We start from the raw sequence: 26135 nt of genomic DNA on the forward strand, positions 1-26135 counted from the left end.
CGGATTTTACGAGTGTCTGGATTGAAGATAGGATTTTAACAAGGGAACGGTGATTGCCCGCTTTTCTGCGAGTGAATAGCGATCAAGGGCGTCCAGCAGCGAGGACAGGGCGCTCATATCCCGCGCATAGTAATTGAACATCCAGTTGGTTACATCGGTGCTCAGGGGGATGCCTTTGTCCGCGGCACGTTGCAACAGCGCGTCGCGGCGCTCGTCGTCGCTGAGCGTTTCCAGGCGGTAAACCAGGTCCCAGCCAAGGCGCGTGCGCAGGTCTTCACGGATCTCCAGTTGGCGGGGCGGGCAGGGGCCGCTGCTCAGAAGGGTGAAGGCGCCTGGCGTGCCCTGGCGTGTTTTCCACTGGTTGAACAGGCCAAACAGCGCAGCTGCCTGGGCTTCCGACAGCGCCTGGACGTCATCAACGGCTATCAGGCCACCCGGCGCTACGGGTTCGCCTGGATCCGGCAGGCGATCTGTGGCAGCATTCAGGTAGATCCCTTGATGCTGGGTGGCGGCGCGCAGCAGGTGGGTTTTGCCGCTGCCATGTTCGCCCCACAGGTAAATGCCTTGTCCTGCTTCAAGCGCCAACAGACGGCTGACGGCCTCGTCGTTGCGGCCACTGACAAAATTGTCAAAGCGGGGCGGTACGACCGGCAGGACATCAAGAATAAGTTGTTCAGTCATGTTTTGTAAAAATCACTGCGACGATACTGGCCGTAGACACGGCGGATCAGGACCGACAGGGCGGCGCTGATGGGCAGGGCCATCAGCACGCCGAAGAAACCGAAAATCTGTCCGAAGACAAACAGCGCAAAAATAATGACCAGCGGATGCAGGCCGATACGTTCTCCCATGATTTTGGGAGTCAGTACCATGCCTTCCAGTATCTGTCCCAGCCCGTAGACAATGGCAACGGATATCAGGCCATAATAATTGTCAAATTGCAGCAACGCCGACAAAATGGCCAGCAACAGCCCGAATGTCACGCCCAGGTACGGAATAAACACCAACATGCCGGTCAGTACGCCAATCGGAATCGCGCTTTCAAATCCGGCCAGCGACAGTCCCACGCTGTAATAAGCAGCCAGAATCAGCATAACCAGAATCTGGCCACGCAGGAAACTGGACAAAAGCCGGTCAATATCGCGAAATACGCTAAGCGTACCATTCAGGAAGCGGCGAGGGATGACTTCGCGTATGGACAGAATGAATTTATCCCAGTCGAACAACAGATAAACCAGCACGACGGGCGTAATCAGCAGGTTGACGAAGAAGAAAATGACTGCCGATCCACTGGATTTGGCATAGGCAATAATCGTGGTGGTCAGGCTGTCGGTGCCGGTAATGGCATCTTGCAGAACTTCGCGGATCTTGAGAATATCAATTTCGGCCGATACACCGAACAGATGGTTCAGACGGGGGGCCAGATTGATATTGTACTGCGCTACCCACCCTGGCAACTGTTCAAAGGCCAGTCCGACCTCCTTGCGTACCAGGGGAATCACGATCAGCAGGACGCCCAGTATGACGGCGACCAGCAGAAAAAACATGATAGCCACCGCCAGCCAGCGCGGCAGCCTGAGGGCGACCAGCATATTGACGCCCGGCACCAGAATGTAGGCCAGCGCCATGCCCAGCATGAAGGGAGTAAGAACAGGCGACAGGATATATAGCAGAACGAGCAGGACCAGACCGACTCCTGACCAGAGAAGGGTCTGTTTCCGGCGCAAAATATATTCGTTCATCGTAAAATAAGGCCTTCCTGTTCAATTTATTGACATTTTACATATTTAGGCAGCCTGCTCATGACAAATTCAAACAAATCTTCCTTAACGTATCGCGATGCGGGCGTGGATATCGACGCCGGGGATGCACTGGTTGACCGGATCAAGCCGCTGGCGGCCAAAACCATGCGCGAAGGCGTCATGGCCGGTATCGGTGGATTTGGCGCTTTGTTTGAAGTACCCAAGAAATATCGTGAGCCTGTCCTGGTATCCGGCACCGACGGCGTGGGTACCAAACTGCGCCTGGCCTTCGAGTGGAATCGCCATGACACGGTCGGAATTGACCTGGTGGCCATGAGTGTCAACGACATTCTGGTGCAGGGCGCAGAGCCGCTGTTTTTCCTGGATTACTTCGCTTGCGGCAAGCTGTCGGTCGACACGGCGGCGCAGGTCGTAGGCGGCATTGCCAAGGGGTGTGAACTGTCCGGTTGTGCCCTGATCGGCGGTGAAACGGCTGAAATGCCCGGCATGTACCCCGACGGCGAGTATGATCTGGCCGGTTTCGCAGTGGGCGCAGTTGATAAGTCTGCCATTATTGATGGCAAAAGCATCGCCGAAGGCGACCGCATTCTGGGGCTGGCTTCCAGTGGTGCGCACTCCAATGGCTTTTCCCTGATCCGCAAGATTCTGGAACGCGCCGGCAGCCGCCCGGACGACGATTTTCATGGCCAGCCGCTGGCCGACGTTGTCATGGCACCTACCCGTATCTACGTTAAGCAGGTCCTGGCCGCTCTTGCCAAACACGGCACGGACATCAAAGGGCTGGCGCACATTACCGGTGGCGGGCTGCTGGATAATGTCCCCCGTATTCTTCAGAAAGGCCTGAGCGCACGCATCAGCCAATCGGCCTGGACATTGCCGCCGCTGTTCCAGTGGTTGCAGCAGGAAGGGCAGGTTGCCGACACCGAAATGCACCGTGTCTTCAACTGCGGCATTGGCATGGTGATTGTGGTTACCGCCGATCAGGCCCCGGCGATCAGCGCGACGCTGCAGGAACAAGGCGAAACCGTTTACGATCTGGGCGAAGTGGTTCGCCAGGAAGACGGCATGCCGCAGGCAGTTGTGGTGTAAGGGTCAATAGGGGGGCTTAAGAGTGCTCCCTTTGCTCCATTAAAGGGGCGGCGGCCTCAATGACCCGGGTGGCGACATCCGGAGCCAGACAATCAATCACGTGACGATCCGGCATGCTGCGCAGCCAGGTCAGTTGGCGCTTGGCCAGTTGCCGGGTGGCTGCGATACCTTTTTCGCGGGCTTGTCCCAACGTATCGTGGCCGGCAAGATGTCGCCAGAGCTGTCGATAGCCGACACAGCGGATGGATGGCAAATCCTCGTTCAGATCGCCTCGCGCCCGCAGTTGCTGTACCTCTTGCACAAATCCCTTTTCCAGCATCTGGTCAAAACGCTGCGCAATCCGTTCATGCAATTGCGTGCGTTCCGATGGTTCCAGGCTGACAATGTGGAAAGTATCGGTTGCGGTTCGTTCACCGGGCTGTTCGATCAGGCTGGAATAGGGCTGGCCGGTGATCAGGCAGACTTCAAGCATGCGCTGGATGCGCTGGCGGTCATTGGGAGACAGGCGCGCTGCGGTAACAGGATCAAGGCGCTTTAGCGTATCGTGCACAAACGGCCAGCCCTGCTGTTGCGCCATCGTATCGATCTTCGCACGGATTTGCGGGTCGGCCTGCGGCAGTGCATGCAAGCCCTGGCGTAGCGCGTTGAAGTACATCATGGTCCCGCCGGCCAGTACCGGAATTCGGCCACGCGCACGAATCTGCTCAATCAGCTGTTGCGTATCCTGCACAAACTGGGCAGCGCTATATGATTCTGTGGGATCACGGATGTCCAGCAGGTGCTGCGGGGTCTGGGCCTGTTCAGCGGGTGTGGGTTTGGCCGTACCGATATCCATGCCGGTATAGATGGTGGCTGAATCCACGTTGATGATTTCGATGGGCCAGCGCTGTGCCAGCGCCAGCACACTGGCACTTTTCCCTGACGCCGTAGGTCCGGCGAGACAAAATACTGCTTGTGTCACTGACCACGCATGAACAGACGATCCAGGTCGTTCATGCTCCACTGAAACCAGGTCGGGCGCCCGTGATTGCACTGGTTGGCGCGTTCTGTATGTTCCATCTGGCGCAGCAGGGCGTTCATTTCTTCAATTGTGAGCCGACGATTGGCGCGGACCGATCCATGGCATGCCATGGTCGACAGTAACTCGTTGCGCTGGCCGGTCAATTGTTCGGAATGGCCTACCATGTCCAGTTCCTTGAGCACGTTCAGTACCAGCGATTCAATGTCGCCGCCGGCCAGCAGACCGGGCACTGAACGAACGGCCAGGGAACGCGGTCCGGTCGCGCTGAGTGTCAGTCCGAGTGTCGTCAGTTGGTCCTGATGGCTTTCCATGATGGCGATATCACGCTCGGAACAATGGATGACATACGGTACCAGCAGTTCCTGCTGCGGCAGGGCCTGTTGGTCGAGCAGCGTTTTCAGGCGTTCGTACACGACTCGTTCGTGGGCGGCATGCATATCTACAAGAATGAGCCCCCTGGCGTTTTGTGCCAGAATATAGATGCCATGCAATTGCCCCAGGGCCATGCCCAACGGATAAGGATCGGCTGCATCGCCAGAATCGGGCAGACCGGTTCCGGCGACCCCATTGCGACTCGTAAGACCGATGTCGTTGAGCACATGTATGGGCGATGATGGTTCATTTTCGGCGCCATTTAAATGGCGCGCAACGGGGTCCGCCGGGGCATAAAACTGCTTCCAGCTTTCTGATGGCACGGAGGCAGGGGTGTGTAAGTGCAGGGAAGGCTGGTAGCCGGGGGTGACCCGGGAGCCGGTCGATCCGTTTATCGGGCTGGAAGACAGGGAATAATGTTGCGTTGCAGATGTTTGCGGTCCGCTTCCCGTTTCGTCCATTGCGGGTTGCAGTCCAGCAGGCAGTCTGGCGGGCAGTGCGTTGGCTGCAGACGCTTCCCCGCCGACCCCGGCCAGCGCTTCAGTCAGGACCTGCCCGACGAAGCGGTGTATGGCGCCGCTGTCACGGAAGCGCACTTCGTGCTTGGCAGGATGGACGTTTACATCGACGGCCGCAGGATCAATTTCCAGAAACAACACATAAGCCGGCTGGCGGTCTCCATGCAGGACATCGGAGTATGCCGCGCGCACCGCGTGCGTTACCGTTCTGTCCCGGACGAATCGACCGTTGACGTAAAGATACTGGCGATCGGCACGCGCCCTTGCTGCATTGGGCAGTGTGGTCAGGCCGTGCAGGCTGGCGGCCGGCAAGCGGGCCTCAATCGGGAGGCCAGCCTGGGTGAACTCGTTGCCAAGCACATCGCGAATGCGCTGCAGGGCGTCCACAGGCATCCATTGTCTGTAGGCCTTGCCGTTGTGGAACAGGCGGAAGGCGATGTCCGGATTGGCCAGCGCAATGCGTTCGGCTACTACAACGCAGTGACCCAGTTCGGTCCCTTCTGACTTCAGGAACTTGCGGCGCGCCGGGACGGCATCGAACAACTGACGAACATCAATGGTTGTGCCGATACTACCTGCTGCGGGACCGACCTGCAGAGCCGTACCATCAATCTGCCAGGCGTGATCGTCGTCGGCGGTGCGCGAGGTCAGCGTCAGGCGGGCGACCGAGGCAATCGAGGCCAGCGCCTCGCCTCGAAAACCCATGGAGCTGACCGATTCCAGATCATCCAGGCTGTTGATTTTACTGGTGGCGTGACGGGTGAGCGCGAGCGTCAGTTCGTCCTTGGGAATACCGTGACCGTCGTCTGTAATGCAAATACGGCGAATGCCCCCGCCATCGAGCCGGATTTCGATGCTGCGCGCACCGGCGTCCAGCGCGTTCTCCAGCAATTCCTTCAATACGGAGGCCGGGCGTTCAATGACTTCACCGGCGGCGATCTGGCTGATCAGCGTGTCGGGAAGAGCGGCGATATGGCGGCGTTCGGGCATGAGCAAGATTAAAAAAGCAGTGCAATAGTGCATTTTAGCTTGTTTGGACGGCCTCGTGCTTGCGGTTTGTCGCGGCCGCGATGCGCAGGTACAAATGAAAAATGCCTCGGGCAGAGGCATTGTGAGGCGGGGGCGATGATTAACGCGCCGTTCAGGCAGCAAGGCGGCCGTGCCAGGCACGACCGGCGCGTCGGACGCGTGTCAGGAAAAACGGATCAGCCGACGCGCGCCAGCGGCGGGTTGGTTGAGAAGTAATCATTCATCCCAGAGAAAATCGCCTGGGCGATCTGGCGCTGGTTAGCCGGACTACGCAGGAAATTTTCCTCTTGCGGATTGCTGATGAATGCAGTTTCAACCAGGATGGAAGGGATATCCGGTGCCTTGAGCACGGCAAAGCCGGCCTGTTCAACCTTGCGACTGTGGATGCCGTTGATTCGCGCCAGCGAGCCCAGCACGCGATGTCCGATTTTGAGAGAATCGTTGATCTGCGCGTTGGTGGACATATCCAGAAGTACGCTCGCGGTTTGCCGGTCATGCGAGCCGATGTCCAGGCCGCCGATCAGATCCGAGGCGTTTTCTTTCTTGGCCAGCCATCTTGCGGCAGCGCTGGACGCGCCGTTGCGGGATAGTGCAAATACCGACGTGCCACGCGCGGAGCGATTGGTAAAGGCATCGGCATGAATGGAGACAAACAGATCGGCCTTGACGCGACGCGCTTTTTGCACCCGCACATGCAGTGGCACGAAGAAATCAGAGTCGCGGGTCATATAGGCCCGCATATTGGGTTGTGAATTGATGACATCGCGCAGATGACGGCCGATGGCCAGCACAATGTCTTTTTCACGTGTGCCGCGTCCGCCGATGGCGCCCGGGTCTTCTCCGCCATGGCCGGGGTCAATCGCCACCAGGATGGGGCGATTGGGGTTGGCACGCGATGGCTGGCGCCCGGCCGTGGCCGGATTGACCTGGCCGCTGACGGACGGAACGGGCGCATTGCTGTTGTTCTGGGCCAGATTGTCCAGGACCTGGGCCAGTGGATCGTTTTCCAGGTCCTGAGCAAGCGCCAGGATCGGATCCTTGGCCACTTTTGGATAAAGGTCAAGTACCAGACGGTACTGGTAATCGCCTACCGGTTTCAAGGTAAATACCTGGGGCGCAATATCCTGTTTCAGGTCAAAAACCAGGCGCACCACATCGGCCCGGTTCTGGGCGACACGTACCGTTGAGATATAGGGATCATTGGGACGAATTTTGGAAATCAGCGAATTGAGTGCCTGGCTGATGCTCAGGCCCTGGATATCCACGACCAGGCGATTCGGGCCGCTGAGCATAAAGTGTTCGGCTTTGAGCGGCGCGTTCAATTCCAGCGTGACCCGCGTATATTCGTCGGCCGGCCAGGTACGAACGGCCAGAATTTGTCCGCCTGCAGCCGAGGCGACTTTTGAGATGACAGGGAGGGACAGCAGCGTGGCTGACGCACCCAGAATACGCCGACGACTTATTTTTCGCTGGTTGGCGTTCCCCTGTGAATGAGCTGTGTTATCCATGTCTTGCCCTTTTCCGAAAAAGCGTTAAATTGTGCCGTTCTTCCAGCCGATTCGTATATCAGGTACAGCTCAAGATCGGGCAATGGTAGCCCAGGTCCTGCTTTTTCTGCCCACTCTATGAATACAATTGCGTTCTCGCCCAGATTTTCACGAAAGCCGGCATCAAGCCATTCGTCAGTATCGGTAAATCTATAAAAATCAAAGTGATACAAGTATAAACTAGAAAGATTATAGGTTTCAAGCAAAGTATAGGTTGGGCTCTTGATTCGTCCCTGCACCCCCATTACCTTTAAAAAGTGCCGGACAAAGGTCGTTTTGCCGGCGCCCAGATCGCCTTTGAGGTAAACCCGGGCGCTCTTGTTTTCATCTGGGTTATTTTCGTAACTATTTGAAAAGTAATCGGAAAAAATGGCTGAGAGCTGTTGCGCCAATGCCTGGGTGGCGGCTTCGTCGGCCAGAAACAGGGAGGTAGAGGCGAGGGCCTGAGGGGCGACAGAATCGGAATTTGACATGGAAATCGGGGCCGTTTCGGATAGAAACATAATGTAAATTATCAGAAAACCGCTGGAACTACTTCAAAATCAATAAAAAATAATACTTGTTTCGTGGCTAATTTACCAATTTCTCACCGATAAACAACCAGAAGGGAATTGTCAGGACCGACAGTACGGTGCCTGCAGAGACGGCGGTCGCCACACACCGGCCATCTCCCCCCATGCGTGCAGCCAGAATATAGGCGGCAGAAGCGGGCGGCAAGGCGGCGAACAGGACCAGAATATGGGTTTCCAGGGGTGACAGCGACAGGCCCAGAGCAAGCGCCAGGGCGAAGACGGGCATAATCATCAGCCGGATCGCCAGAATCCAGGTAATCACGCCGCGATCCTGGCTCGCACCTCCCAGCGACAGGCTGGCGCCGACGCACAGCAAACCCAGCGGGATGGAGCTGTTGCCAAGTTTGGACAGGGTCACCGCCAGTGTATGCTCCAGCCCCAGGCCTGAAAAACTCAGCAGCAGACCGGTCAGGGTGGCCAGCACCAGGGGGTTTTTCAGAATCTCAAGCCAGACATTAGCCCCCTGAAAGCGCGCCAGGGACTTGACGGCCAGAATGTTGGCGATGGGCACTGAAAACCCGACGATGACCGCCATAATGGCCTGGCCTTCGCTGCCGGCCAGCGCAGCCGACAGGGAAAAACCGATGTACGTGTTGAACCGATAGGCGCACTGCGCCAAAGAGGCCAGGGCAATGGGCCGCGGTTTCAAAAGGGGACGGGCCAGCCAGGCTGCCAGGTAACCGGCCAGGCACAGCAGCAGCGAGACGGCCAGTAGCCGGCCTGCCGAACCGGCGGAAATGGGTGTAGACGAGATAGACTGGATCAGCAGGGCCGGAAACAGGATGTAGTAAACCAGTCTTTCGGTGTTGGTGAAAAATTCGCGGGAGAATTTCAGTTTATGCAGAAGGACCCAGCCCAGCGCGACAATGAGACAGTCAGGTATAACCAGCAGAGCAACATGCATAAGAGAAGATCGGATTCGGGTTGGCAGAATTTGAGCTAGAATCAGATCATAGTGCAGAACGCAGCCGCAGTTTGCCAATATCATTTTTTGCTATGAATAAATAACTATGCGCACCCCGAAAGCTGAGCCGGCCCATCAACAGGATATCGACCCGTTCATCGATGCCTTGTGGCTGGAGGACGGGTTGGCACAGAATACGCTCCTGGCCTATCGACGTGATCTGAACGGACTCGCAGATTTTCTGGCAAAGCAGAAACCACCCGGCCGTCTTCTGCACACGAGGCGTGAAGATATTGAGGCCTGGTTCGCTGCCGGCCATGCCCACAGCAAAGCGTCCACGGCCAACCGCCGGCTGGCGACGCTCAAGCGCTATTTCGCCTGGGCCATTCGCACGGGTCAGATCCAGGAAGACCCCTGTCTGACATTACATTCGGCCCGTCAGCCCGCACGTTTCCCCAAAACCATGAGTGAACAGCAGGTTGACCAGTTGCTTGAAGCGCCCAACACGCGGGATGCGCTGGGGCTGCGTGATCGCGCCATGCTTGAAACGCTTTATGCGTCCGGCCTGCGGGTCACCGAGCTGGTGAGCCTGAAAGTACTGCATCTGAGTTTGAACGAAAATGTGGTCAGGGTCGTCATGGGCAAGGGGGGCAAGGATCGGCTGGTGCCCCTGGGCGCGCAGGCCGCATACTGGCTTGAGCGGTACCTGAAAGAAGCGCGGCCAGAACTGCTGGGACGCAGACAATCGGATGATCTTTTCCTGACCCGGCGCGCCACCGGTATGACCCGCCAGGCCTTTTGGCAATTGATCAAAAAGTACGCGTTGCAGGCCGATATTCACGCGCCGCTGTCGCCGCATACCCTGCGTCACGCTTTTGCCACGCATCTGCTCAATCATGGCGCCGATCTGCGGGTGGTGCAGTTGCTGCTGGGGCATGCCGATATTTCCACGACGCAAATCTACACCCACGTCGCGCGTGAACGGCTCAAGCAGCTGCATGCGCAGCATCATCCTCGTGCTTGAGGTAACGGCCTCTGGCGTGGGATAAATAACCTGCATTAAAATAACCTGCTTTAGCAATGATTCAAAAATCAGTCAGGTATATATGGCCGCCAGCAAACACGTTTCCGAAACACCCGCTACCCAACTGCTGAAAAAGCACAAGGTGGCTTACACCGAACACATCTACCAGTATGTCGATCATGGCGGGTCGTCGGAAGCGGCCAGCCAATTGGGCATTGAGCCCCATGCGGTCGTCAAGACGCTCATTCTGGAAGACGAACACGCCAAGCCCCATGTGATGTTGATGCATGGCGATTGCGAAGTGTCTATGAAAAACCTGGCGCGCCAGGCAGGGGTCAAGAAAATGCAACCGTGCCAGCTGGCGGTGGCGCCCAGGCACTCCGGCTACCAGATTGGCGGAACTTCGCCTTTCGGGACACGTAAGCGCATGCCTGTGTGGGTTGAGCAAAGCGTGCTGGATTTGCCGCTGATTTACATTAATGGGGGGCGGCGCGGATACCTGCTGGCGCTCAATCCCCAGGTGCTGGTGGAACTGTTGCAGGCCAGTGCGGTCCATGTCGCCAATGACGGTTGAATTTTGGCAACAGGGCAGGTAAAAAGAGCGTCTTTGAGTACCAAAAGGGGTTTATTTGGCCTGGCTCCACGCAGCGGTCGCACATCAAATTGTTGATTTCGCATATAATGCCGGGTGCCCTGCGTCTGGATTCATGTAGCGGCATATCGGCCACCCTGGTCGAAGATGACATCTGCAATATGCGTTCTCGCCGTAGTTAAATGGATATAACCGACCCCTCCTAAGGGCCAATTACAGGTTCGATTCCTGTCGGCGAGGCCACATTTATCGCTCAAGATGCTTCATCCGAGGACTTCTCTGCATACACACGGTACCCGTAACCCCCAAACGCTCCAAAACCAGCGCTTGCGATAATCGTTATCATTTTCTCTTCCAGCGCATCTTTGTTTTGATACAAACCGAATCCGCAGAAAATCATCAGACCAAGACAAACGGTCCCGCAAAAGTACAGTCTGTAACGAACAGTGGTTTGAATATGTGACCGTTCAGCGGCTCTGTCCCTCATTTCAGCTTCAAGTGTTTTTGTGGCAAATTTTGCTTGCTGCTCTATCTCTCTTTCTCGAACCGTAAGCTCTCTGAGTTTTAATTCCTGATCGCGTATATGAGTGTCGAGCAGTCTGTTGATTGTGGCTTCGTTCAGTGAGGACGGATTCGTATTCTGCGGCGATGGAATATGACTCATCGGCTAATTGGTTTAAATCCCCAAATAGGTTTATAAACGGGGCGGTTGTATAGGACGTGGAAAGCAACTAAGTTTTTTCTTTCTGAAACGACAGGGACAATTTCAGATTTGTTGATTAAATGTTTCCTTGTTTTCACTAACTCCGCGAATTGAGCAGCGTTGAGATTTTCACTGTAAACAGGGAAAACATTCATAGATTTTTGTCAAATAGCTTCTTGCGATATACCCATATTTACACCTGAATGATTTATGCCTGATTTTAATTCATGCCTATTTTGCTGTTCAATTAGGAAAGACCGAAGGTATGCAACTTCGTCGATCCCATTGAAACAGAGCCTTATGATGATGAAATATGTTCTAGCAAGGAATAAGTCTCCGCAATCACCTGTCGCCCTGTGGTGATTTCCAAATTGCACTTCAGATCATAATCGGCGGCTTCACGTTCTGATTTAAGTGACCGACACAGATAGCCGATAGAACGCGATTTTGAACGCAATTTACTCGACCTGATCGTCGGATTGATTAATTGGCGGATTAGCGTCTCGTGTACGCCGCAATTGTCAGTTCTAGCCGAACCGGGTGAGTCTAAGCCATGATGAAAATCTTTTGCGCTATGGTATGCACAGTAATATGCTCTACTAATCGCAGCTCGAATTTCAATTTCTGAGGCAGTCGGGGTAAGAATCGCTGAGGAGAAATTCAAAAAATCAATGTTATCAACACTCATTGATCTACCCATTTGAAAGTAACGTGGAAGCCGTTTGGGATATCGTCCATTTTTTCCGCAATCAGCTCGGCTAACTGTAAATTCATCTCGGTAACTTGTTTGAGCGGCACAGGAACGTTAATCCGCGCGTGTATCATGCCATTGCCGTTTGTCAGTTTAAATGGGAACGCTGGGCTCTGTTGAAATAGAGAATGGCGACGTAATACTATAGCAGCGCAATCTAGCATAGTGGCGATTTGTTCATCACTGGTTTTTGCTGCATCTAAAGTGTTTACAACGCTTGTGTTTGCAACGCTTCTCAGTAACGCAGTACGGTTGGTGTGAACTTCGTTATTGTTAAGCTTCATAACGGAAACGCCCATTTCGGAAATGCCCATTTTTATATCTCAATGATCTCTATTTCGGATTTTATTTCCCCCGATTCTGCAGTTCAATTAGGAAAGACCGAAGGGCCACAGACGCGTTGCACGCTGGATTGCCTTTTCGATTCTTCAAACCCGATACAGACAAGCCAGTCCATATGCTTTAAAATGGAACATGACTCATGCCCTCCGGAGATTATCCTGTGAACGACGATACCGATTTTGAATCCGCATTGGACAATATTGATTTCGATGCCATCGAAAAGAAAAACGCCGAGCTGATCAACAAGCTCGACGAGAACGTACCCGAAGTTGATAACGACTGTGGTGATGCCTGCAAAATTTAAGCAATTTGCGGCTCAAGCGATCAGCCCCGGAACCTGACGGTACGGGGCTTTTCTTCATCTACAGCCCGATCAGCACGCCCGTCCCGATAATGGCCAGAACGAGGGCGGCGATGGCCATGTATACGTAATCCCGCGCCTGTAAAAACAGGATCATCATCAGCATGACACGCGAGACCGGAAGCAGAATAAAAATGACAACGCCGATTTTGATCAGACCGTAACCGATGGCGCCCATTCCGAGGGCAGGGTCCAATGCATCGGCTGCGGCCAATAGAATGCCGGCGCCGATCACTGCCGAGGCCAGCAGCGTGCCGTACCACAGCAAGGCGGCGATGAGCCCGTCGTGGCGATCAGGTGCGTTTATTGATGAGTTCACGTATCAGCCCCCCATATTTGAATATCAAGCGCGCTCAACATCATCTGTATGGCAAGCGCGATAAGCACGACAGAGAACAGAATCCGCAATTTTTCTGCGGGCATGCGCATCAGCAGTCGGGCGCCGGCCAGCGACCCCGCGACTGAGCCCAGCGCGACCGGGCCGGCAATGCCCATGTCGATATCCCCCCTGACCAGATAGGCGCCTCCACTGGCCGCAGCAGTAACGCCTATCATAAAATTGGATGTCGCTGATGAAACCTTGATGGGAAGCCGCAAGGCCGTGTCCATAGCTGGAATTTTCAATACGCCCGATCCGATGCCCAACAGCGCCGAGATGACGCCCGCGCCATACATGAGAAACAGCCCGAGTGGCACGCGATCCACCTGATACGGGATGTCCGTACCCAGTGCGCGGTCGGGAAAGCTGGCGTGCAAACGCAGGCGCGTTGCCCAGCTCGCGGGGTCCGGCGGCGTGTTGCGGGTCAATTGCTGCCGCCGCGCCATCATTTGCTGGGCTGAGAGAACCAGGATAAGAGAAAAAAGGGCATAGAGAAACGGGGTGGGAATAATGCCGATCAGCAATACACCCGTTAACGCGCCCAGTGTAGTGGCGGTTTCCAGGACAATTGCCAGTTTGACATTGGTCAATCGGCCCTTCAGAAAGGGTGACGCGCTGCCACAGGAACAGGCAATCACCGAGACGATACTGGCGGCGATCGCGACATGAATATCAATGCCGAAAGCCAGAATCAGGATGGGAACGATAAAGATGCCGCTGGCCATACCCAGCATACCGCCCAGTGCGCTGGCACCGAAGGCGACTGCAAATAGCCATAACACGGTTGTCATGTCCATCAGCGCTCGCCTGCAGGTGAACGTGGCCGTCGTGACAGCTGCGTTGCAAATCGGATCGAGTCGCCGCGGTAATACAGTTTTTCGTAATCGATGGGCTGCTGTCCCGTTGTGTAGGATGTACGTTCGATCAGAAAGATCGGCGCACCGCATTCGATGTTGAGCGCCTGCGCGACGATCTGATCGGCAACCACAGCTTCCAATTGATACCGCGCTTCAATGAGTGGCAGCGCGTATTTGTTTTCCAGCAGATCAAAAATCGGTTCGATCTCCAGATTGTTGCTGACGACCTTTTCGCCGATGTTCCTTGGCAGATAAGTTTCGTCAAACGACATGGGCATGCCGTCGGCAAGACGTACGCGTTCGATTTTATAGACCAGTGTGCCGGGCAGTTTATCAAGCGCATGGGCGACCGCTTTGTCTGCTGCGATCAGCTTTTTATCCAGCAGGCGAGAGGAGGGGTGCCGGCCCAGAATGACCATATCTTCGGCGAAGCCCGTTAATTCAGTCAGCGCTTGCGTGATCTTGGGTTGCGTGACGAACGTCCCCTTGCCGCGCCGGATTTCCACCCGCCCGCTGGCGATCAGGTTTTCTATGGCTTTGCGGATGGTGGTGCGACTGACCTGAAAGCGGTCTATCAATTGCTCCTCAGGAGGCAACTGATCGCCAGGACCAAGCAGGCCCTCGGAGATGTCTTTGAGTAATATCGCTTCTACTCTTGCGTATAGCGGCAGGCTGCCGGCATCGGAGATCGTATTCATAACGACATAATGACATCATGATGTCATTATGTCCAGTGCTCGGGCGAAAAGATTGCGATCCGATGGCGCGACGTGCATAGTGCGTCGCGCCGAACGGACGAATTCCAATAAAACGACGAATTCCAATAATAAAGGGGGCGGGTCAGCCCGCTTTGTGCGAATCTGGGGTATCAGCCGGCGTGCCGTCGCTGTCCAGATTATTTAGATCGGCAAAGTGCCGTTGAAATTGCCCGCCCTGAGAAACCAGCATTTCGAAATGCGGCTTGCCATCTTTCAGCCTGGGGGTGAGCAACACCACTTTACCCTGGGTTTGAGCTTCGACCTGGCGAACGACTTCGGTCAGACCCTGAATCGTTTTGCTTTTGCGTTTCTGATCATCATCCGGATTATCGGCGGCAAATGCACCGTAGCTCAATTGCGCTGCTAACGAGGACAAAACCAGTTTGAGCAGTACATCTTTCATCTTATTCTCCTTCTGGTTATGGCTGCATGCAGCGTGAATGGTGGGGTGGCAATGGGGCAAGGTGCCGTCGCGTAAATCTTCGAAGGTGGTAAATGGTTTTGTTGCGGGCCGGTTATGAGGCGAAGGCCGCAAGTGCGGACCCGATGATTGCGCGTAACACCACCGGAAGAGTCGTCATTTTAGCGGCTTGTACCCTGGCAATCCAGTAAATATTTCAAGTCTGATACTACATTTTATGCTGCAATGCCGCGCCGGGTCTTGGTTCCCATAGGTTAGCGGATTGCGCTCCCGCAAGAATCTATTTGATTTGTAATACGAGTCTGCCTAGGGTACAGCAATAAGATGAACGTGTGATGACAGTCTGTAGCTATCGTATGAACCGAATGTTGCGGCGCAAGCGAAGTCATGCCATTCAATGCCTGTCATAATACTGCTTTACGTCCAAAGCGCTCCGATTGCCCGGCAACGAACATGATTTACGGATATATACATGAGCCTTTCAATTGATGAAATCACCGCTGAAACGGTCGCCACGCTCGATCCCGACACCACGGTCATTGTCACTGTCAATAACCGCCTGGTCTGGCGGGTGCAGGCGTTGTTGCTTGAGCTGGCGGGTCAGTCCAGGGCCGTTCTGCAATTGCCGCCTACGTGTTCGCTGAGCCGGTGGCGCGATCAGTTGCATCAGGAAAGGCTTTTTTGTGGAGACAACACGGTAGGCAGACACAAGCTCAGCCCTTTCGCTGCCCGGCTTTTGTGGGAAGAGGCTGTCGAAGCGCTGCAGGGCGATACGCCGCTTCTGGACCTGCAACAGGCAGCGATGCGTGCCATGGCGGCCAGTCACGAGCTTGACGAATGGCAGATTCAGGTACAGCCGCATGAGTATACAGACGAATTTATGCGTTTCATGATGTGGCGAAAGCAGTATGAATTACGTTGTCGCGAGCTGGATGCTCAGGACGATAATCAGTTATATAACACGCTGGTCGATGCCATTGCAGATGGGCGTCTGGCTCGCCTGCCTGCGACAATTGTGCTGGCCGGGTTCAACGAGTTTTCACCACGCTTGCGCCTTCTGTTGCAGGCCTGCGCGCAACGAGGGTGTCGTACCGTTTCGCTTGCGCTGCCTGGGTTCCCGCAGTCGCAGCGCACGCTGCGCGCGCAAAAAGATCGCAGCCGGGAATGGATCGCGGCGGCGCATTGGGCAGCAGCGCAACTGGCGGTCAATCCGCAGCGACGCGTGGCCATTGTCTCGCCTTCCATGGAGGCCGACGCCGTTTTCGCCCGACGGGTGCTGGATCGCGAGCTGTCGCCGACGCCTTTTGCCCCTGCCTATGGCTATAACCTGACAGTGGGGCGCGCACTTGCCGATTGGTCAGCTGTCCGGGCAGCATTTCGCTGGCTGTCGCTCATCGCCACCCTGGTTGAGCGACGAGCGGTCAAACCCCGGCAATTGGGTGAGGCGCTGCTGGCCGGGTTTTGCGGAGCAACGGCGGCTGAGCAATCGGCCATGGCCGTGCTCGATGCGCGTGTGCGCGATTCGCAAACAATCGCCTGGCATACTGATCAGGTTTTTTCCCAACTGGATCGTCAGGCCCCTGATTTTTCCTATGTCTTTCGTCAGGCTTATGCATACTGGCAGCAGGCGACAGCCGGCGGACGCCGGACGACCGAGCACTGGACGCAAGTGGTGCGCGAAACGCTTGCGCTACTTGGATTTCCGGGACAGGCGTTGTCCAGTACCAATTACCAGGTGTGCGCTGCCTTCGATGCCTTGCTCCATACTTTTTCTTTGCTGGATCAATACGCAGGTCGCCTGTCCGGCACGAGCGCCATTGCCTTGTTGCAGCGAATGGCGCGGGATACCATGTTCCAGCCGCAACGCGATCCGAATGTACGGCTTGATGTGCTTGGCTTCCTGGAGGCCGAGTATGGCCAGTGGGATGCGGTCTGGGTGCTGGGCCTGACCGATGAGGTTTTGCCGGCCAGCCCCGATCCCAATCCGTTTTTGCCGGTGCCGGCGCTGGCGCGTGCCGGTGCACCGCGCGCGACGGCAGAACGGGAAAAACGCTGGGCCATGGACATGCTCCAGGCGCTATGCAGCGTCGCCCCCAGCGTTGTGCTCAGTTACCCGCTGGCCGACGCCGATCGGGCATTGCGGCCATCTCCTTTAATTGGTAATCTGGTCAACGATGGGATTCCTGAACCGACGGTCGCTGCGCCCGGGTTGGCCGAATCCCCCGACGCAGCTTCGTCGTCGCTTGCCCGCAGCATGCGTCTGCCACTTGAAAACCTGACAGACAACACAGGCCTGCCACTCACGCAAACGCTCGAAGCCGGATCTGATCTGCTGGAAACCCAGGCACTTAACCCCCTGTGGGCGTATGTGCGGTATCGCCTGCTGGCCAAAGGTCTCAAGCCGTATCCTGAATCGTTGAATGCGGCCATTCGCGGCACGTTTTTGCATAGTGTGGCGCAAAAAGTCTGGGAAATGCTCGCCTCTTCAGAACGCCTGTCGCAACTGGACGCGGACCGGCAGCACGAACTGGTGACCCAGGCGGTCGAGATGGCCGCGGAACAGACCCTGGGCGGCGTGTCACCTGTACTGGCGATGCTGGAAAAGGAACGGAGCCACGTAATTATGATGGCACTGCTGGATCTGGAACGTGATCGCCCGGCCTTTCATATTTCTGGTGTGGAACAGGCCGCCACCTGGTCTCATGCGCAAGTCAGGGTCAATTTGCGTGTCGACCGAATCGATGAAACCGAACAGGGCGCGCTCGTGGTCATGGACTACAAATCAGGGCAACGCACGCCCGACTTTCAGAAAGACTGGTTGCGGCCGCAGCCGGTCAACCTGCAACTGCCGCTTTATGCGACCGTGCTGCGCCAGCCAGACGAAGCCGGACATCGCCGCGATGTCGAAGCACTGCTGTTTGCAAAACTGAATGCCAAACAGACCGGGTTGGCTGGTTTGGGCGACAGTGGCAGCGGAATCGGGGGCCTCACGCCGCTGGCCAAAGTGTCACCCCAGGAATCCTGGGCAGCGTTGCTGGACCGATGGGAGCATAGCCTGCAGGAACTGGCGCGGCAATTCTCGGATGGCGCTGCCGAAAACCTGACCTGGGCGGTCAAGGACTTGACCTATTGTGATGTGTTGCCGTTTTTAAGGCTGGAGCAGGAGAGCGAAGATGAGTGAACGTCGCCCAAGCGATTTTGAAGCCCGGGCGCGGGCACTGCAACCGGACGAATCCTTTATTATCCAGGCACCCGCCGGATCCGGCAAAACCGAATTGCTGACGGACCGGATCCTGGCCTTGCTGGCCGGTGTTACCAAGCCTGAAGAAATTCTGGCAATCACATTCACGCGCAAGGCGGCCTCGGAAATGCACGCCCGTGTGCTCAAAAAACTGCACGCCGGTTTGTCCGAGCAGGAGCCTGTCCATGAGCACCAGAGAAACAGCTGGCGCCTCGCCCGCGCTGCCCTGGCGCGCAACGCGCAGCAAGGCTGGGATCTTCTGAATCATCCTGCCCGCCTTAAAGTGCGCACCATTGATGCGTTTTGTGCGCAACTGGTCCGTTCCATGCCCTGGATGTCCGCCATGGGCGGCATGCCCGGGATTGCCACGAATCCCGAACAACTCTATGCGCAGGCGGCCAGGCGTTTGCTGGAGCATGTCGATCATGATGAATGTGTGCAGGATGTGCTGCGTCATATGGATATCGACCTGGCCTCGGTAGAGCGCCTGGTCGTGGAAATGCTGGCCCGGCGTGACCAGTGGCTGCACGAAACCGTTGATACCGAAGCCGCCATGACTCAGTTGCGCTTTGCGCTCACTGAGGTCATGGAACAGAAGCTGCAGACGCTGGCCGATGTCATGCCCCTGGGTTATGCCGATCAGTTGGCGCCGATTGTGCGTCTGGCCGCGGCCAGCCAGGCGGAGGCGGCCACACGTATGTACGAGACCCTGGAGGACTGGAACGGTTCGCCGATTGCGACTTCTGTCGATGCGCTGCCGCAATGGCAGGCGCTCTCGCGCCTGCTTCTGACCGGCAGTGGCGGTTTGCGCAAGCGCCTGACGGTCAAGGAAGGGTTTCCTGCAAAAAGCGCACACAAACAGGACATGCAGGACTGGCTGAACGCCTGCGAAGGCGACGCTGCGGCATGGGTGAGCATGCTCGCCCAGGTCGGAGGGCTGCCGTCGGAAGTGCTCAGTGCAGCTCAGGAAAAAATTATTCGCTCCCTGTTGCGGGCGCTCAAACTGGCGGCTGCAGAATTGATGCTGGTGTTCCGTGAGGAAAAGCAGGTCGATTTCATTGAAATCGCCGAAAGGGCGGCGTTCGCGCTGGGTCATACCGATGACCCTTCCGAGATGCTGTTGAAACTGGACGCACGCATCTCCCATATCCTGATCGATGAGTTTCAGGATACCAGTCAGATACAGATTCAACTGATCGAAAAGCTCACGCTGGGCTGGAGTCCGGGAGACGGTCGTACGCTGTTTCTGGTCGGCGATCCGATGCAATCCATCTACCGATTTCGCAAAGCTGATGTCGGCCTATTTCTGGGCGTCGCCAGGGACGGCATCAACGGGCTTGCGCTGGAAAAACTGATTCTGACCGAAAATTTCCGTTCCCAGGCCGGTGTTGTCAACTGGGTGAACCAGTCTTTCCGTCAGGTATTTCCGAAACAGAATGATCTGGCGCTGGGCGCCATCCGGTACACCGACTCGGTCGCCTTCAATCCGGCCTCAGAGGGGGCGGCAGTGCGGTTTCATCCCATCTACCAATGGGAAGACAGCGACCCTCGGGATGCTCAGACGCAGGCCGAGGAGCAGACGCTTGCGCTTGTGCGGGCGGCATTGGAAGCGCACCCCGATAGTGAACATCCCGTGGCGATTCTAGTAAAGGCCCGGTCGCATATGGGGGCGCTCATGCTGCTGATGCAGCGTCACGGAATACCGGTACGTGCCGTCGAGTTGAACCCGATCCGGGCCGAGCAATCGGTCAGCGATCTGGTCCAGGTCATTCGGGCGCTCGCCCATCCTGCAGACAGGGTGGCGTGGCTCTCGGTGCTGCGTTCGCCGGTCTGCGGGCTGACACTCAAGTCGCTCACGCTGCTGTTCGGAAATAGTCGGGAGACGATTCCCTTTTGCCTGCAAACCATTCTGATGCGCGAAGCAGAGTTTGCGCCGCTGCTGGGCGACGAATGGTCCCGTCTGAAACACTGCGCCCGCATCATGCTCGATCGCAGTCATCTTGCCGATGACATGACGTTTTCTTCACATGCGGAAGCGGTCTGGCGTGCCCTCGGCGGGTACGGTGTTTATGCGACGGATACCGCGTTTGCCGATTTTCAGGCCGTATTCGAGTTGCTTGACCAACTCGCGCCCTATGGCGATCTGAATCCGGCCGATCTCGAGGAAGCCCTGGCGCATCTGTACTCGGCATCCAGCACGCAGCACGCCGCTGTCGAAATCATGACCATGCACAAATCGAAAGGGCTGGAGTTTGAAGAGGTCATCCTTTATGGTCTGCACCGGCGACCGCGCGCCGATACCGCGCCGTTATTGCGCTTTGAACGCAGTCGGAACCGCCTGCTGATGGGACCGATCAAACCACGGGCGGCAGAGGAAACCGACAAACTGTCGGCGATGCTGGGTGCCATGGAAAAACAGCGCAGTGAATACGAACTGGATCGTTTGCTGTATGTCGCCGCGACGCGCGCGCGCCAGCGACTGCATCTGGTGTCGCATATCGTTTGCAAACCCGGCCAGATCGTTGATCCGCCACGCGGTTCGTTGCTCTCACGTTTGTACTCGTTGTTTGAGCTCACTCAGCCGGAGCCGCCTGAACAAACCAATGACGGGATTGCCACGGATTCCCTCGTTACGCGGGGGCCGGTCCTCACCCGTATTGCCGATTCGGCGATGGCGCAGCTTGCGGCAGCCCCCGCAGCGCCGCTACCGCAACTATCTGCTGGTGCCAGCTGGAAATTTGATGACAAGTACGAGGCAGCCATTGGGACGGTGACGCACGCATGGCTGGCGCGTATTGGCCAGGATCGCATGCGGGAGTGGGATGCGGCAAGGCTGCACAAGGCGCTGGATGTTATCGTGCGGCAACTGGAAAACGAAGGGTTGCGCGACGCGCAGGCGCGCAACGGGGCGCAGCGCGTACATGATTTGCTTTGCGCCTGCATGGCATCTGAAAAAGGACGCTGGCTGTTGTCACACGATCAGGTACGTCAGGAGTGGGAGCTGACCGGTGTCGACGGCACCAGGCTGATTGTGGATGCGGCTATTTCCACCGATGGCGGCTGGCTGGTCGTGGACTATAAAACCGGCGCGCGTCGAGAGCACGAACCGCAAGACGCGTTTGAGATGCGTATGAGGGAAACGTACAGACCTCAGTTGCAACGGTATGCAGAGCGGCTGTCGCAGATAGACGGGCGTGCGGCGACGGCGGCCATTTTTGCGCTGGATACCGATGACTGGATCCCGCTTGAGCTGACTGTCTCGGAAGGGGCAGGGTAAATTTGCCACAACAAGTCGGAAAGTTGTTAAAATGCAAAGCGGTGGGTCCCTTCGCATGGGCCGGCGGTGAAACTGGTCAGGTCGGGAACGAAGCAGCCATAGTCGTTCAGGTTCAGTGCCGAAGTAAGGCTCACCCCCTGCATTCACGAACAAACGTCACCCCAGTGGTGGCGTTTGTTTTTTCTGGGCTAAAATAACCGGTATGAGCTATCTTGTCCTTGCCCGTAAGTGGCGTCCACGCTCCTTCGAAACGCTAGTCGGCCAGGACCATGTGGTCCGGGCGCTGACCAACGCGCTCGACACCCAGCGTCTTCATCACGCATGGTTGTTCACAGGTACACGCGGGGTGGGCAAAACCACGCTGTCACGCATCCTGGCCAAATCGCTTAACTGCGAAACCGGTATTACCTCCCGGCCATGTAATGTCTGTCGCGCCTGCGTCGAAATCGATGAAGGGCGTTTTGTCGACTATCTGGAGTTTGACGCCGCCTCCAATCGCCGGGTCGAGGAAATGACCCAGTTGCTGGAACAGGCCGTGTACGCGCCCAGTTCCGGTCGATACAAAATATACATGATCGACGAGGTGCACATGCTTTCGGGGCATGCGTTCAACGCCATGCTCAAAACGCTGGAAGAGCCCCCACCGCATATCAAATTTATTCTGGCGACCACCGATCCGCAGAAAATGCCGGTGACTGTCCTGTCCCGCTGTCTGCAGTTCAATCTGAAGCAAATGCCGCCCGATGCCATTGTCTCGCATCTGAACCATGTGCTGACCGAAGAGGGTATTAATTTTGAGGTGCCCGGCTTGCGCCAGATTGCGCAGGCGGCAGCCGGATCCATGCGGGATGCGCTCTCGCTTACCGACCAGGCCATTGCATTCAGCGGTTCGCATATCACCGGCGATGCCGTGCGTGATATGCTGGGCACGATCGACCAGCGGTTTCTGGTGCGACTGCTTGATTCCCTGAACCAGGGATCGGCTCAGGGCGTGCTTGATATTGCAAATGAATTGTACGAACGCGGCTATTCATTTAGTGGTGCGCTGGCCGATCTGGCCGTGCTGTTGTCGCAGATCGCCATCGAACAGCGTTTGCCGGGCACCGCCCTGACCGAGGCCGTGCTGCAGGAAGATATCGTGCGACTGGCACGCACCTGCCATCCCGATACGCTTCAATTGTTCTACAGCATTGCCGTGCACGGACGCAATGAGCTGGCCTTGTCACCCGACGAATATGCCGGTTTTGTCATGACCTGCCTGCGCATGCTGTCGCTGATTACCACTGAACCGGCGCATAGTACCGCCAGCGAATGGCACGAAGGCAATGGCAGCGCGGCAATTGCGGCTGCTGCGTCCACGGCATCTGCTACACCGGCTGCGACTGCTACACAAGCAGCGACTGCGTCAGATCCGCAAAAAAAAAACCTGAATAATTCCTCGCCGGCAGAGATCGGCCAGCCAGCAAGCCAGCCAACAGCCGTTGCACCAGCAGCAGATACACCAGCTGCTGTACCTGACCCCAATGATAAGGCTGCCCTCCAGGCGGCGGGGAAGGTCATTGCGTCAGATGTCCACACACGCGAGACCATCGTGCAAGACGCTGCGCTGCCGGTCAGGCTGGCGCCCCAGCCTGAGCCTGTCATGGTTCCTCCTGTTGCTGCTGTTGCGGCGACACAGGAAAGGCCTGCCTGGGAAGAGGAACCGGCGCCTGCCCTGAGCAGCGCCGCATCCTCACAAGCCGCGACGGAATCCGTAGCAGCAACCACGCAGCCTGTGCCCGCGACTGCAGAGAAGCAGCCAGCAGTATCAGTGACGCAACCCGCCGCTCCATCTACAGCGCCTTCCGCCATCAACGACGGGGCTGATCAGGACGGTCCGCCCGTCTGGGAAGATATCCCCCCGGACTGGGAAGCGGCCGGATTGGCGGGCCAGACCGACGATGAAGGTGATGTGATGCCGACTGATCAGGTCGTGGTCGAAGCCGATCAGACCTGGGTTCCGACCCACCAAGATCCGCAGGTACGCCGGTCGTTGTCGGCCATGAATGCGCGCGAATGGGTTCAGTTGGTGGCCGAGTTGCCGCTTGCCGGGTACACGGCCGAAATGGCCCGGCGCTGCGAATGGATGGGGTATGATCGCAAAAAGATTACACTGCGGATACCCGTCAAGGGACAAAACGACCTGAATGCCAAGATCAAGCTGGAAACTGCGCTGACCGAGTATTTTCATGAGGTGGTGCGCGTCGATATGGTCTTTGGCAAAACGGGTGATGATACGCTGTACGCCGTCGAGCAGGCCGAGCGTGAGGCATTGCAGAAACGGGTGGAAAAGGCCGTGCAGGAAAATGCATTTATTAATACACTGATTTCTGATCTGGGTGCGCGTGTCGTTCCCGGCAGTATAGAGCCCTTCAGGCAAAAAAACGCTTAATGTCAATCGCAATACTTTGCGTTATATAGGAACTTATTCATTATGATGAAAAATCAATTGGCCGGTCTGATGAAGCAGGCCCAGCAAATGCAGGAAAACATGAAAAAGGCGCAGGATGCGCTGGCCGATATTATGGTCGATGGTGAATCGGGTGGCGGCATGGTAAAAATTTCCATGTCCTGCCGTCATGATGTCAAACGCGTCACGATAGATCCATCCCTGTTGGGCGAAGACAAGGACATGCTTGAGGATTTGGTTGCGGCTGCGTTTAACGATGCGTTGCGCAAAGCCGAGGCCACCACACAGGAAAAAATGTCCGGTGTCACTGCCGGCATGCCTATGCCTCCCGGAATGAAATTTCCCTTCTGATGCGCGATATCCTGCCCGAACCTGAACCGCTGAGCGCCTTGATCGAGGCGTTACGACGCCTGCCCGGTGTGGGTCAGCGCACGGCGCGGCGCATGGCCTACCATTTGTTGCAACACGATATTGCCGGTGCAGATCAGTTGGCGCGAGCCCTGGGTACGGCACTGACTGAGATCAGGCATTGTGCGCTCTGCAATTCATTCTCCCAGAATGACATTTGTGAAACGTGCCTGAATCCCAAGCGTAACGCTGCCCAACTGTGCATTGTCGAGACACCTGCCGACCAGAATATGATCGAGGCCAGTCACGGCTATCAGGGCTTGTATTATGTGCTGATGGGCAGAATTGCACCGCTGGAAGGGGTCGGCCCGGCGCAGCTCAATTTCGAGCGACTGCTCAAGCGCGCGACAGATGGTACCGTCAGTGAAGTGATCCTGGCAACCAACTTTACGGCAGAGGGCGAAACGACGGCCCATTATCTGACCGATATTTTGCGCGAACGAGGCTTGCAGGTGTCGCGGATTGCGCGCGGCATTCCCAGCGGCAGCGAGCTGGAATATGTGGACGCCGGCACAATTGCCTGGGCTTTCATGGAGCGCCGCGGCGCGCAATAAGTCAATATCTTGTGACACTGGCCGGGAGCGGTGTTCCCGCCCGTGGTGCCAGGGCGCTCTGATCTCCCCCTGACCAGATATCTCCTTACCCGTGAGTACGGCTGCTTTCGATCAGGGCATCCAGTTTGATGGCATCGGCCACAAAAGTACGGATTCCTTCGGCGAGCTTTTCAGTGGCCATGGCATCTTCATTCAGCAGGAAGCGGAAGTTTTTCTCTTCCGGCGCGATCGAAGGGATGCTCATGCTGGCGGCAAGTGATTCATGCAACCTTGCCTTGACCTCACCCTCGTTTTTAGACAGCTCACCCAGCAGTTCCGGGCTGATAGTCAGCAGATCGCAGCCGGCCAGTGCGAGAACCTGTCCTGTATTGCGGAAGCTGGCGCCCATAATTTGCGTTTTGATGCCGTGCTTGCGGTAGTACTGATAAATTCGTGTGACCGATTGCACGCCAGGATCGTTTTCACCGCTATTGCCGGCTTCGTCCCAATTGCTGCCTGCGGCTTTTTTATGCCAATCGTAAATGCGCCCCACGAACGGAGAGATCAGTCTGACCCCGGCGTCGGCGCAGGCAACGGCCTGAATCAGCGAAAATAGAAGCGTCATATTGCAGGTAATGCCTTCTTTTTCCAGAATACGGGCAGCGGCGATGCCTTCCCAGGTGGAGGCAATTTTAATCAAAATACGTTTACGATCTACCCCGGCCTCCTCATAGAGTTCCATGATGCGGCGGGCGCGATTGACTGTGCCCTGGGTGTCGAAAGAAAGACGCGCATCGACCTCTGTTGATACCCGGCCCGGCACGATATCCAGAATGCGTTTGCCGAAGGTCACCAGGATGCGATCCAGCGTGTCGGCGGCCGAGGCGTCGGGATGGTTCGTCAGCGTATCCAGCAGGATGGGGCGATAGGCGTCCTTGGAAAGCGCTTTCAGAATGAGTGAGGGATTGGTCGTGGCATCGGTTGGCTGATGCTCACGCATACTTTCGAAGTCGCCTGTATCGGCAACCACGGTTGTGAATTTTTTTAATTGGTCAAGCTGGCTCATAGAGAATATTTCCTGCGTGCGACAATCGCCGGGACACCGGGATCTGGAACAAAAAGCGTCATTGCGAACGGGCGCTAAATTGTAAATTAACAGTTGATTATTTCAAAATCTTACGGATACGTGTATATTACCCGCAATATGCAGACAAGGTTCGAATA

24 protein-coding genes, 1 tRNA gene and 1 other RNA gene are annotated in these 26135 nt (G+C 56.4%); 11 read left to right on the plus strand and 15 right to left on the minus strand.

Going from position 1 to position 26135, the window contains the following annotated elements:
- Window positions 1-6: 6 nt before the first annotated feature.
- A complete protein-coding gene (gene hda / locus W822_RS41780) occupies window positions 7-681 on the minus strand; it encodes a DnaA regulatory inactivator Hda (RefSeq protein WP_024006734.1) in 675 nt (224 codons plus the stop codon).
- Complete coding sequence (locus W822_RS41785) at window positions 678-1742, minus strand: AI-2E family transporter (protein WP_024006735.1); 1065 nt, start codon at window positions 1740-1742, stop codon at window positions 678-680. The genes hda and W822_RS41785 overlap by 4 nt, the downstream gene beginning before the upstream one ends.
- A gap of 60 nt (window positions 1743-1802) precedes the next feature.
- Here W822_RS41785 and purM point away from each other — a divergent pair, with 60 nt between their 5' ends.
- Window positions 1803-2852 carry a phosphoribosylformylglycinamidine cyclo-ligase gene (gene purM, locus W822_RS41790; protein WP_024006736.1) on the plus strand — a complete coding sequence of 350 codons (1050 nt, stop codon included), beginning with the start codon at window positions 1803-1805 and terminating at the stop codon, window positions 2850-2852.
- Window positions 2853-2868: 16 nt separating this feature from the next.
- Here purM and miaA read toward each other — a convergent pair whose 3' ends face one another.
- From miaA to W822_RS41815, 5 genes are all read right to left on the minus strand, one after another.
- Window positions 2869-3813 carry a tRNA (adenosine(37)-N6)-dimethylallyltransferase MiaA gene (gene miaA, locus W822_RS41795; RefSeq protein WP_024006737.1) on the minus strand — a complete coding sequence of 315 codons (945 nt, stop codon included), beginning with the start codon at window positions 3811-3813 and terminating at the stop codon, window positions 2869-2871.
- Window positions 3810-5753, minus strand: a complete 1944-nt coding sequence (gene mutL / locus W822_RS41800; protein WP_024006738.1) for a DNA mismatch repair endonuclease MutL — start codon at window positions 5751-5753, stop codon at window positions 3810-3812. Before mutL ends, miaA begins: the two co-directional genes overlap by 4 nt.
- A gap of 215 nt (window positions 5754-5968) precedes the next feature.
- Entirely contained in the window at window positions 5969-7300 is a 1332-nt protein-coding gene (locus tag W822_RS41805) for an N-acetylmuramoyl-L-alanine amidase (RefSeq protein ID WP_024006739.1), read from the minus strand.
- On the minus strand, window positions 7252-7812 hold the full coding sequence (tsaE, locus tag W822_RS41810; protein WP_031243427.1) for a tRNA (adenosine(37)-N6)-threonylcarbamoyltransferase complex ATPase subunit type 1 TsaE: 561 nt from the start codon (window positions 7810-7812) through the stop codon (window positions 7252-7254). The genes W822_RS41805 and tsaE overlap by 49 nt, the downstream gene beginning before the upstream one ends.
- Before the next feature lie 97 nt (window positions 7813-7909).
- Window positions 7910-8815, minus strand: a complete 906-nt coding sequence (locus W822_RS41815; protein ID WP_024006741.1) for an AEC family transporter — start codon at window positions 8813-8815, stop codon at window positions 7910-7912.
- A gap of 106 nt (window positions 8816-8921) precedes the next feature.
- On the opposite strand from W822_RS41815, the gene xerD reads away from it, so the two are divergent.
- The 3 genes from xerD (at window position 8922) to W822_RS41830 (ending at window position 10674) form a co-directional block, all read left to right on the plus strand.
- On the plus strand, window positions 8922-9839 hold the full coding sequence (gene xerD, locus W822_RS41820; RefSeq protein WP_024006742.1) for a site-specific tyrosine recombinase XerD: 918 nt from the start codon (window positions 8922-8924) through the stop codon (window positions 9837-9839).
- A gap of 82 nt (window positions 9840-9921) precedes the next feature.
- On the plus strand, window positions 9922-10413 hold the full coding sequence (locus W822_RS41825; RefSeq protein ID WP_024006743.1) for an aminoacyl-tRNA deacylase: 492 nt from the start codon (window positions 9922-9924) through the stop codon (window positions 10411-10413).
- 186 nt (window positions 10414-10599) lie between these two features.
- A tRNA-Arg gene (locus W822_RS41830) sits at window positions 10600-10674 on the plus strand.
- 10 nt (window positions 10675-10684) lie between these two features.
- Here the strand turns inward: W822_RS41830 and W822_RS41835 are convergent.
- The 3 genes from W822_RS41835 to W822_RS41840 form a co-directional block, all read right to left on the minus strand.
- Window positions 10685-11095, minus strand: coding sequence for a hypothetical protein (locus W822_RS41835; RefSeq protein WP_024006744.1), 411 nt, complete (start codon window positions 11093-11095; stop codon window positions 10685-10687).
- A 337-nt stretch (window positions 11096-11432) separates the two neighbouring features.
- Window positions 11433-11822 carry a hypothetical protein gene (locus tag W822_RS46420; protein WP_155848202.1) on the minus strand — a complete coding sequence of 130 codons (390 nt, stop codon included), beginning with the start codon at window positions 11820-11822 and terminating at the stop codon, window positions 11433-11435.
- Window positions 11819-12199, minus strand: a complete 381-nt coding sequence (locus tag W822_RS41840; RefSeq protein ID WP_024006745.1) for a hypothetical protein — start codon at window positions 12197-12199, stop codon at window positions 11819-11821. The genes W822_RS46420 and W822_RS41840 overlap by 4 nt, the downstream gene beginning before the upstream one ends.
- A 167-nt stretch (window positions 12200-12366) precedes the next feature.
- On the opposite strand from W822_RS41840, the gene W822_RS46555 reads away from it, so the two are divergent.
- On the plus strand, window positions 12367-12531 hold the full coding sequence (locus tag W822_RS46555) for a hypothetical protein (protein ID WP_216593322.1): 165 nt from the start codon (window positions 12367-12369) through the stop codon (window positions 12529-12531).
- A gap of 58 nt (window positions 12532-12589) precedes the next feature.
- On the opposite strand, the gene W822_RS41845 is transcribed toward W822_RS46555, so the two are convergent.
- The 4 genes from W822_RS41845 to W822_RS41860 all read right to left on the minus strand — a co-directional run bounded on the left by W822_RS41845 (window position 12590) and on the right by W822_RS41860 (window position 14985).
- The gene (locus W822_RS41845) at window positions 12590-12907 is read right to left on the minus strand and encodes a DUF1634 domain-containing protein (RefSeq protein ID WP_024006747.1); all 318 of its coding nucleotides are present in this window, start codon (window positions 12905-12907) and stop codon (window positions 12590-12592) included.
- Complete coding sequence (locus tag W822_RS41850; protein WP_024006748.1) at window positions 12904-13764, minus strand: sulfite exporter TauE/SafE family protein; 861 nt, start codon at window positions 13762-13764, stop codon at window positions 12904-12906. Before W822_RS41850 ends, W822_RS41845 begins: the two co-directional genes overlap by 4 nt.
- Window positions 13764-14522: a GntR family transcriptional regulator gene (locus W822_RS41855; protein WP_024006749.1), complete on the minus strand. Its 759-nt coding sequence runs from the start codon at window positions 14520-14522 to the stop codon at window positions 13764-13766. The genes W822_RS41850 and W822_RS41855 overlap by 1 nt, the downstream gene beginning before the upstream one ends.
- Before the next feature lie 142 nt (window positions 14523-14664).
- Window positions 14665-14985 carry a hypothetical protein gene (locus W822_RS41860; RefSeq protein ID WP_024006750.1) on the minus strand — a complete coding sequence of 107 codons (321 nt, stop codon included), beginning with the start codon at window positions 14983-14985 and terminating at the stop codon, window positions 14665-14667.
- 490 nt (window positions 14986-15475) lie between these two features.
- Between W822_RS41860 and W822_RS41865 the strand changes: the two genes are divergently transcribed.
- The 6 genes from W822_RS41865 to recR all read left to right on the plus strand — a co-directional run bounded on the left by W822_RS41865 (window position 15476) and on the right by recR (window position 24932).
- The gene (locus W822_RS41865; RefSeq protein WP_024006751.1) at window positions 15476-18184 is read left to right on the plus strand and encodes a PD-(D/E)XK nuclease family protein; all 2709 of its coding nucleotides are present in this window, start codon (window positions 15476-15478) and stop codon (window positions 18182-18184) included.
- Window positions 18177-21521: a UvrD-helicase domain-containing protein gene (locus W822_RS41870; RefSeq protein WP_024006752.1), complete on the plus strand. Its 3345-nt coding sequence runs from the start codon at window positions 18177-18179 to the stop codon at window positions 21519-21521. The genes W822_RS41865 and W822_RS41870 overlap by 8 nt, the downstream gene beginning before the upstream one ends.
- A gap of 40 nt (window positions 21522-21561) precedes the next feature.
- Window positions 21562-21659: signal recognition particle sRNA small type (ffs, locus tag W822_RS46195), an RNA gene on the plus strand.
- 64 nt (window positions 21660-21723) lie between these two features.
- Window positions 21724-23952 carry a DNA polymerase III subunit gamma/tau gene (gene dnaX, locus W822_RS41875; RefSeq protein WP_024006753.1) on the plus strand — a complete coding sequence of 743 codons (2229 nt, stop codon included), beginning with the start codon at window positions 21724-21726 and terminating at the stop codon, window positions 23950-23952.
- 42 nt (window positions 23953-23994) lie between these two features.
- Window positions 23995-24321, plus strand: a complete 327-nt coding sequence (locus tag W822_RS41880) for a YbaB/EbfC family nucleoid-associated protein (RefSeq protein ID WP_024006754.1) — start codon at window positions 23995-23997, stop codon at window positions 24319-24321.
- A complete protein-coding gene (gene recR / locus W822_RS41885) occupies window positions 24321-24932 on the plus strand; it encodes a recombination mediator RecR (protein WP_024006755.1) in 612 nt (203 codons plus the stop codon). Before W822_RS41880 ends, recR begins: the two co-directional genes overlap by 1 nt.
- 85 nt (window positions 24933-25017) lie before the next feature.
- Here the strand turns inward: recR and tal are convergent, their stop codons facing one another.
- Window positions 25018-25977, minus strand: a complete 960-nt coding sequence (gene tal / locus W822_RS41890; protein ID WP_024006756.1) for a transaldolase — start codon at window positions 25975-25977, stop codon at window positions 25018-25020.
- Window positions 25978-26135 lie beyond the last annotated feature (158 nt).

Origin of the sequence: Advenella kashmirensis W13003 (assembly GCF_000506985.1) — a bacterium.
GTDB classification, from domain to species: Bacteria; Pseudomonadota; Gammaproteobacteria; order Burkholderiales; family Burkholderiaceae_B; genus Advenella; species Advenella kashmirensis_A.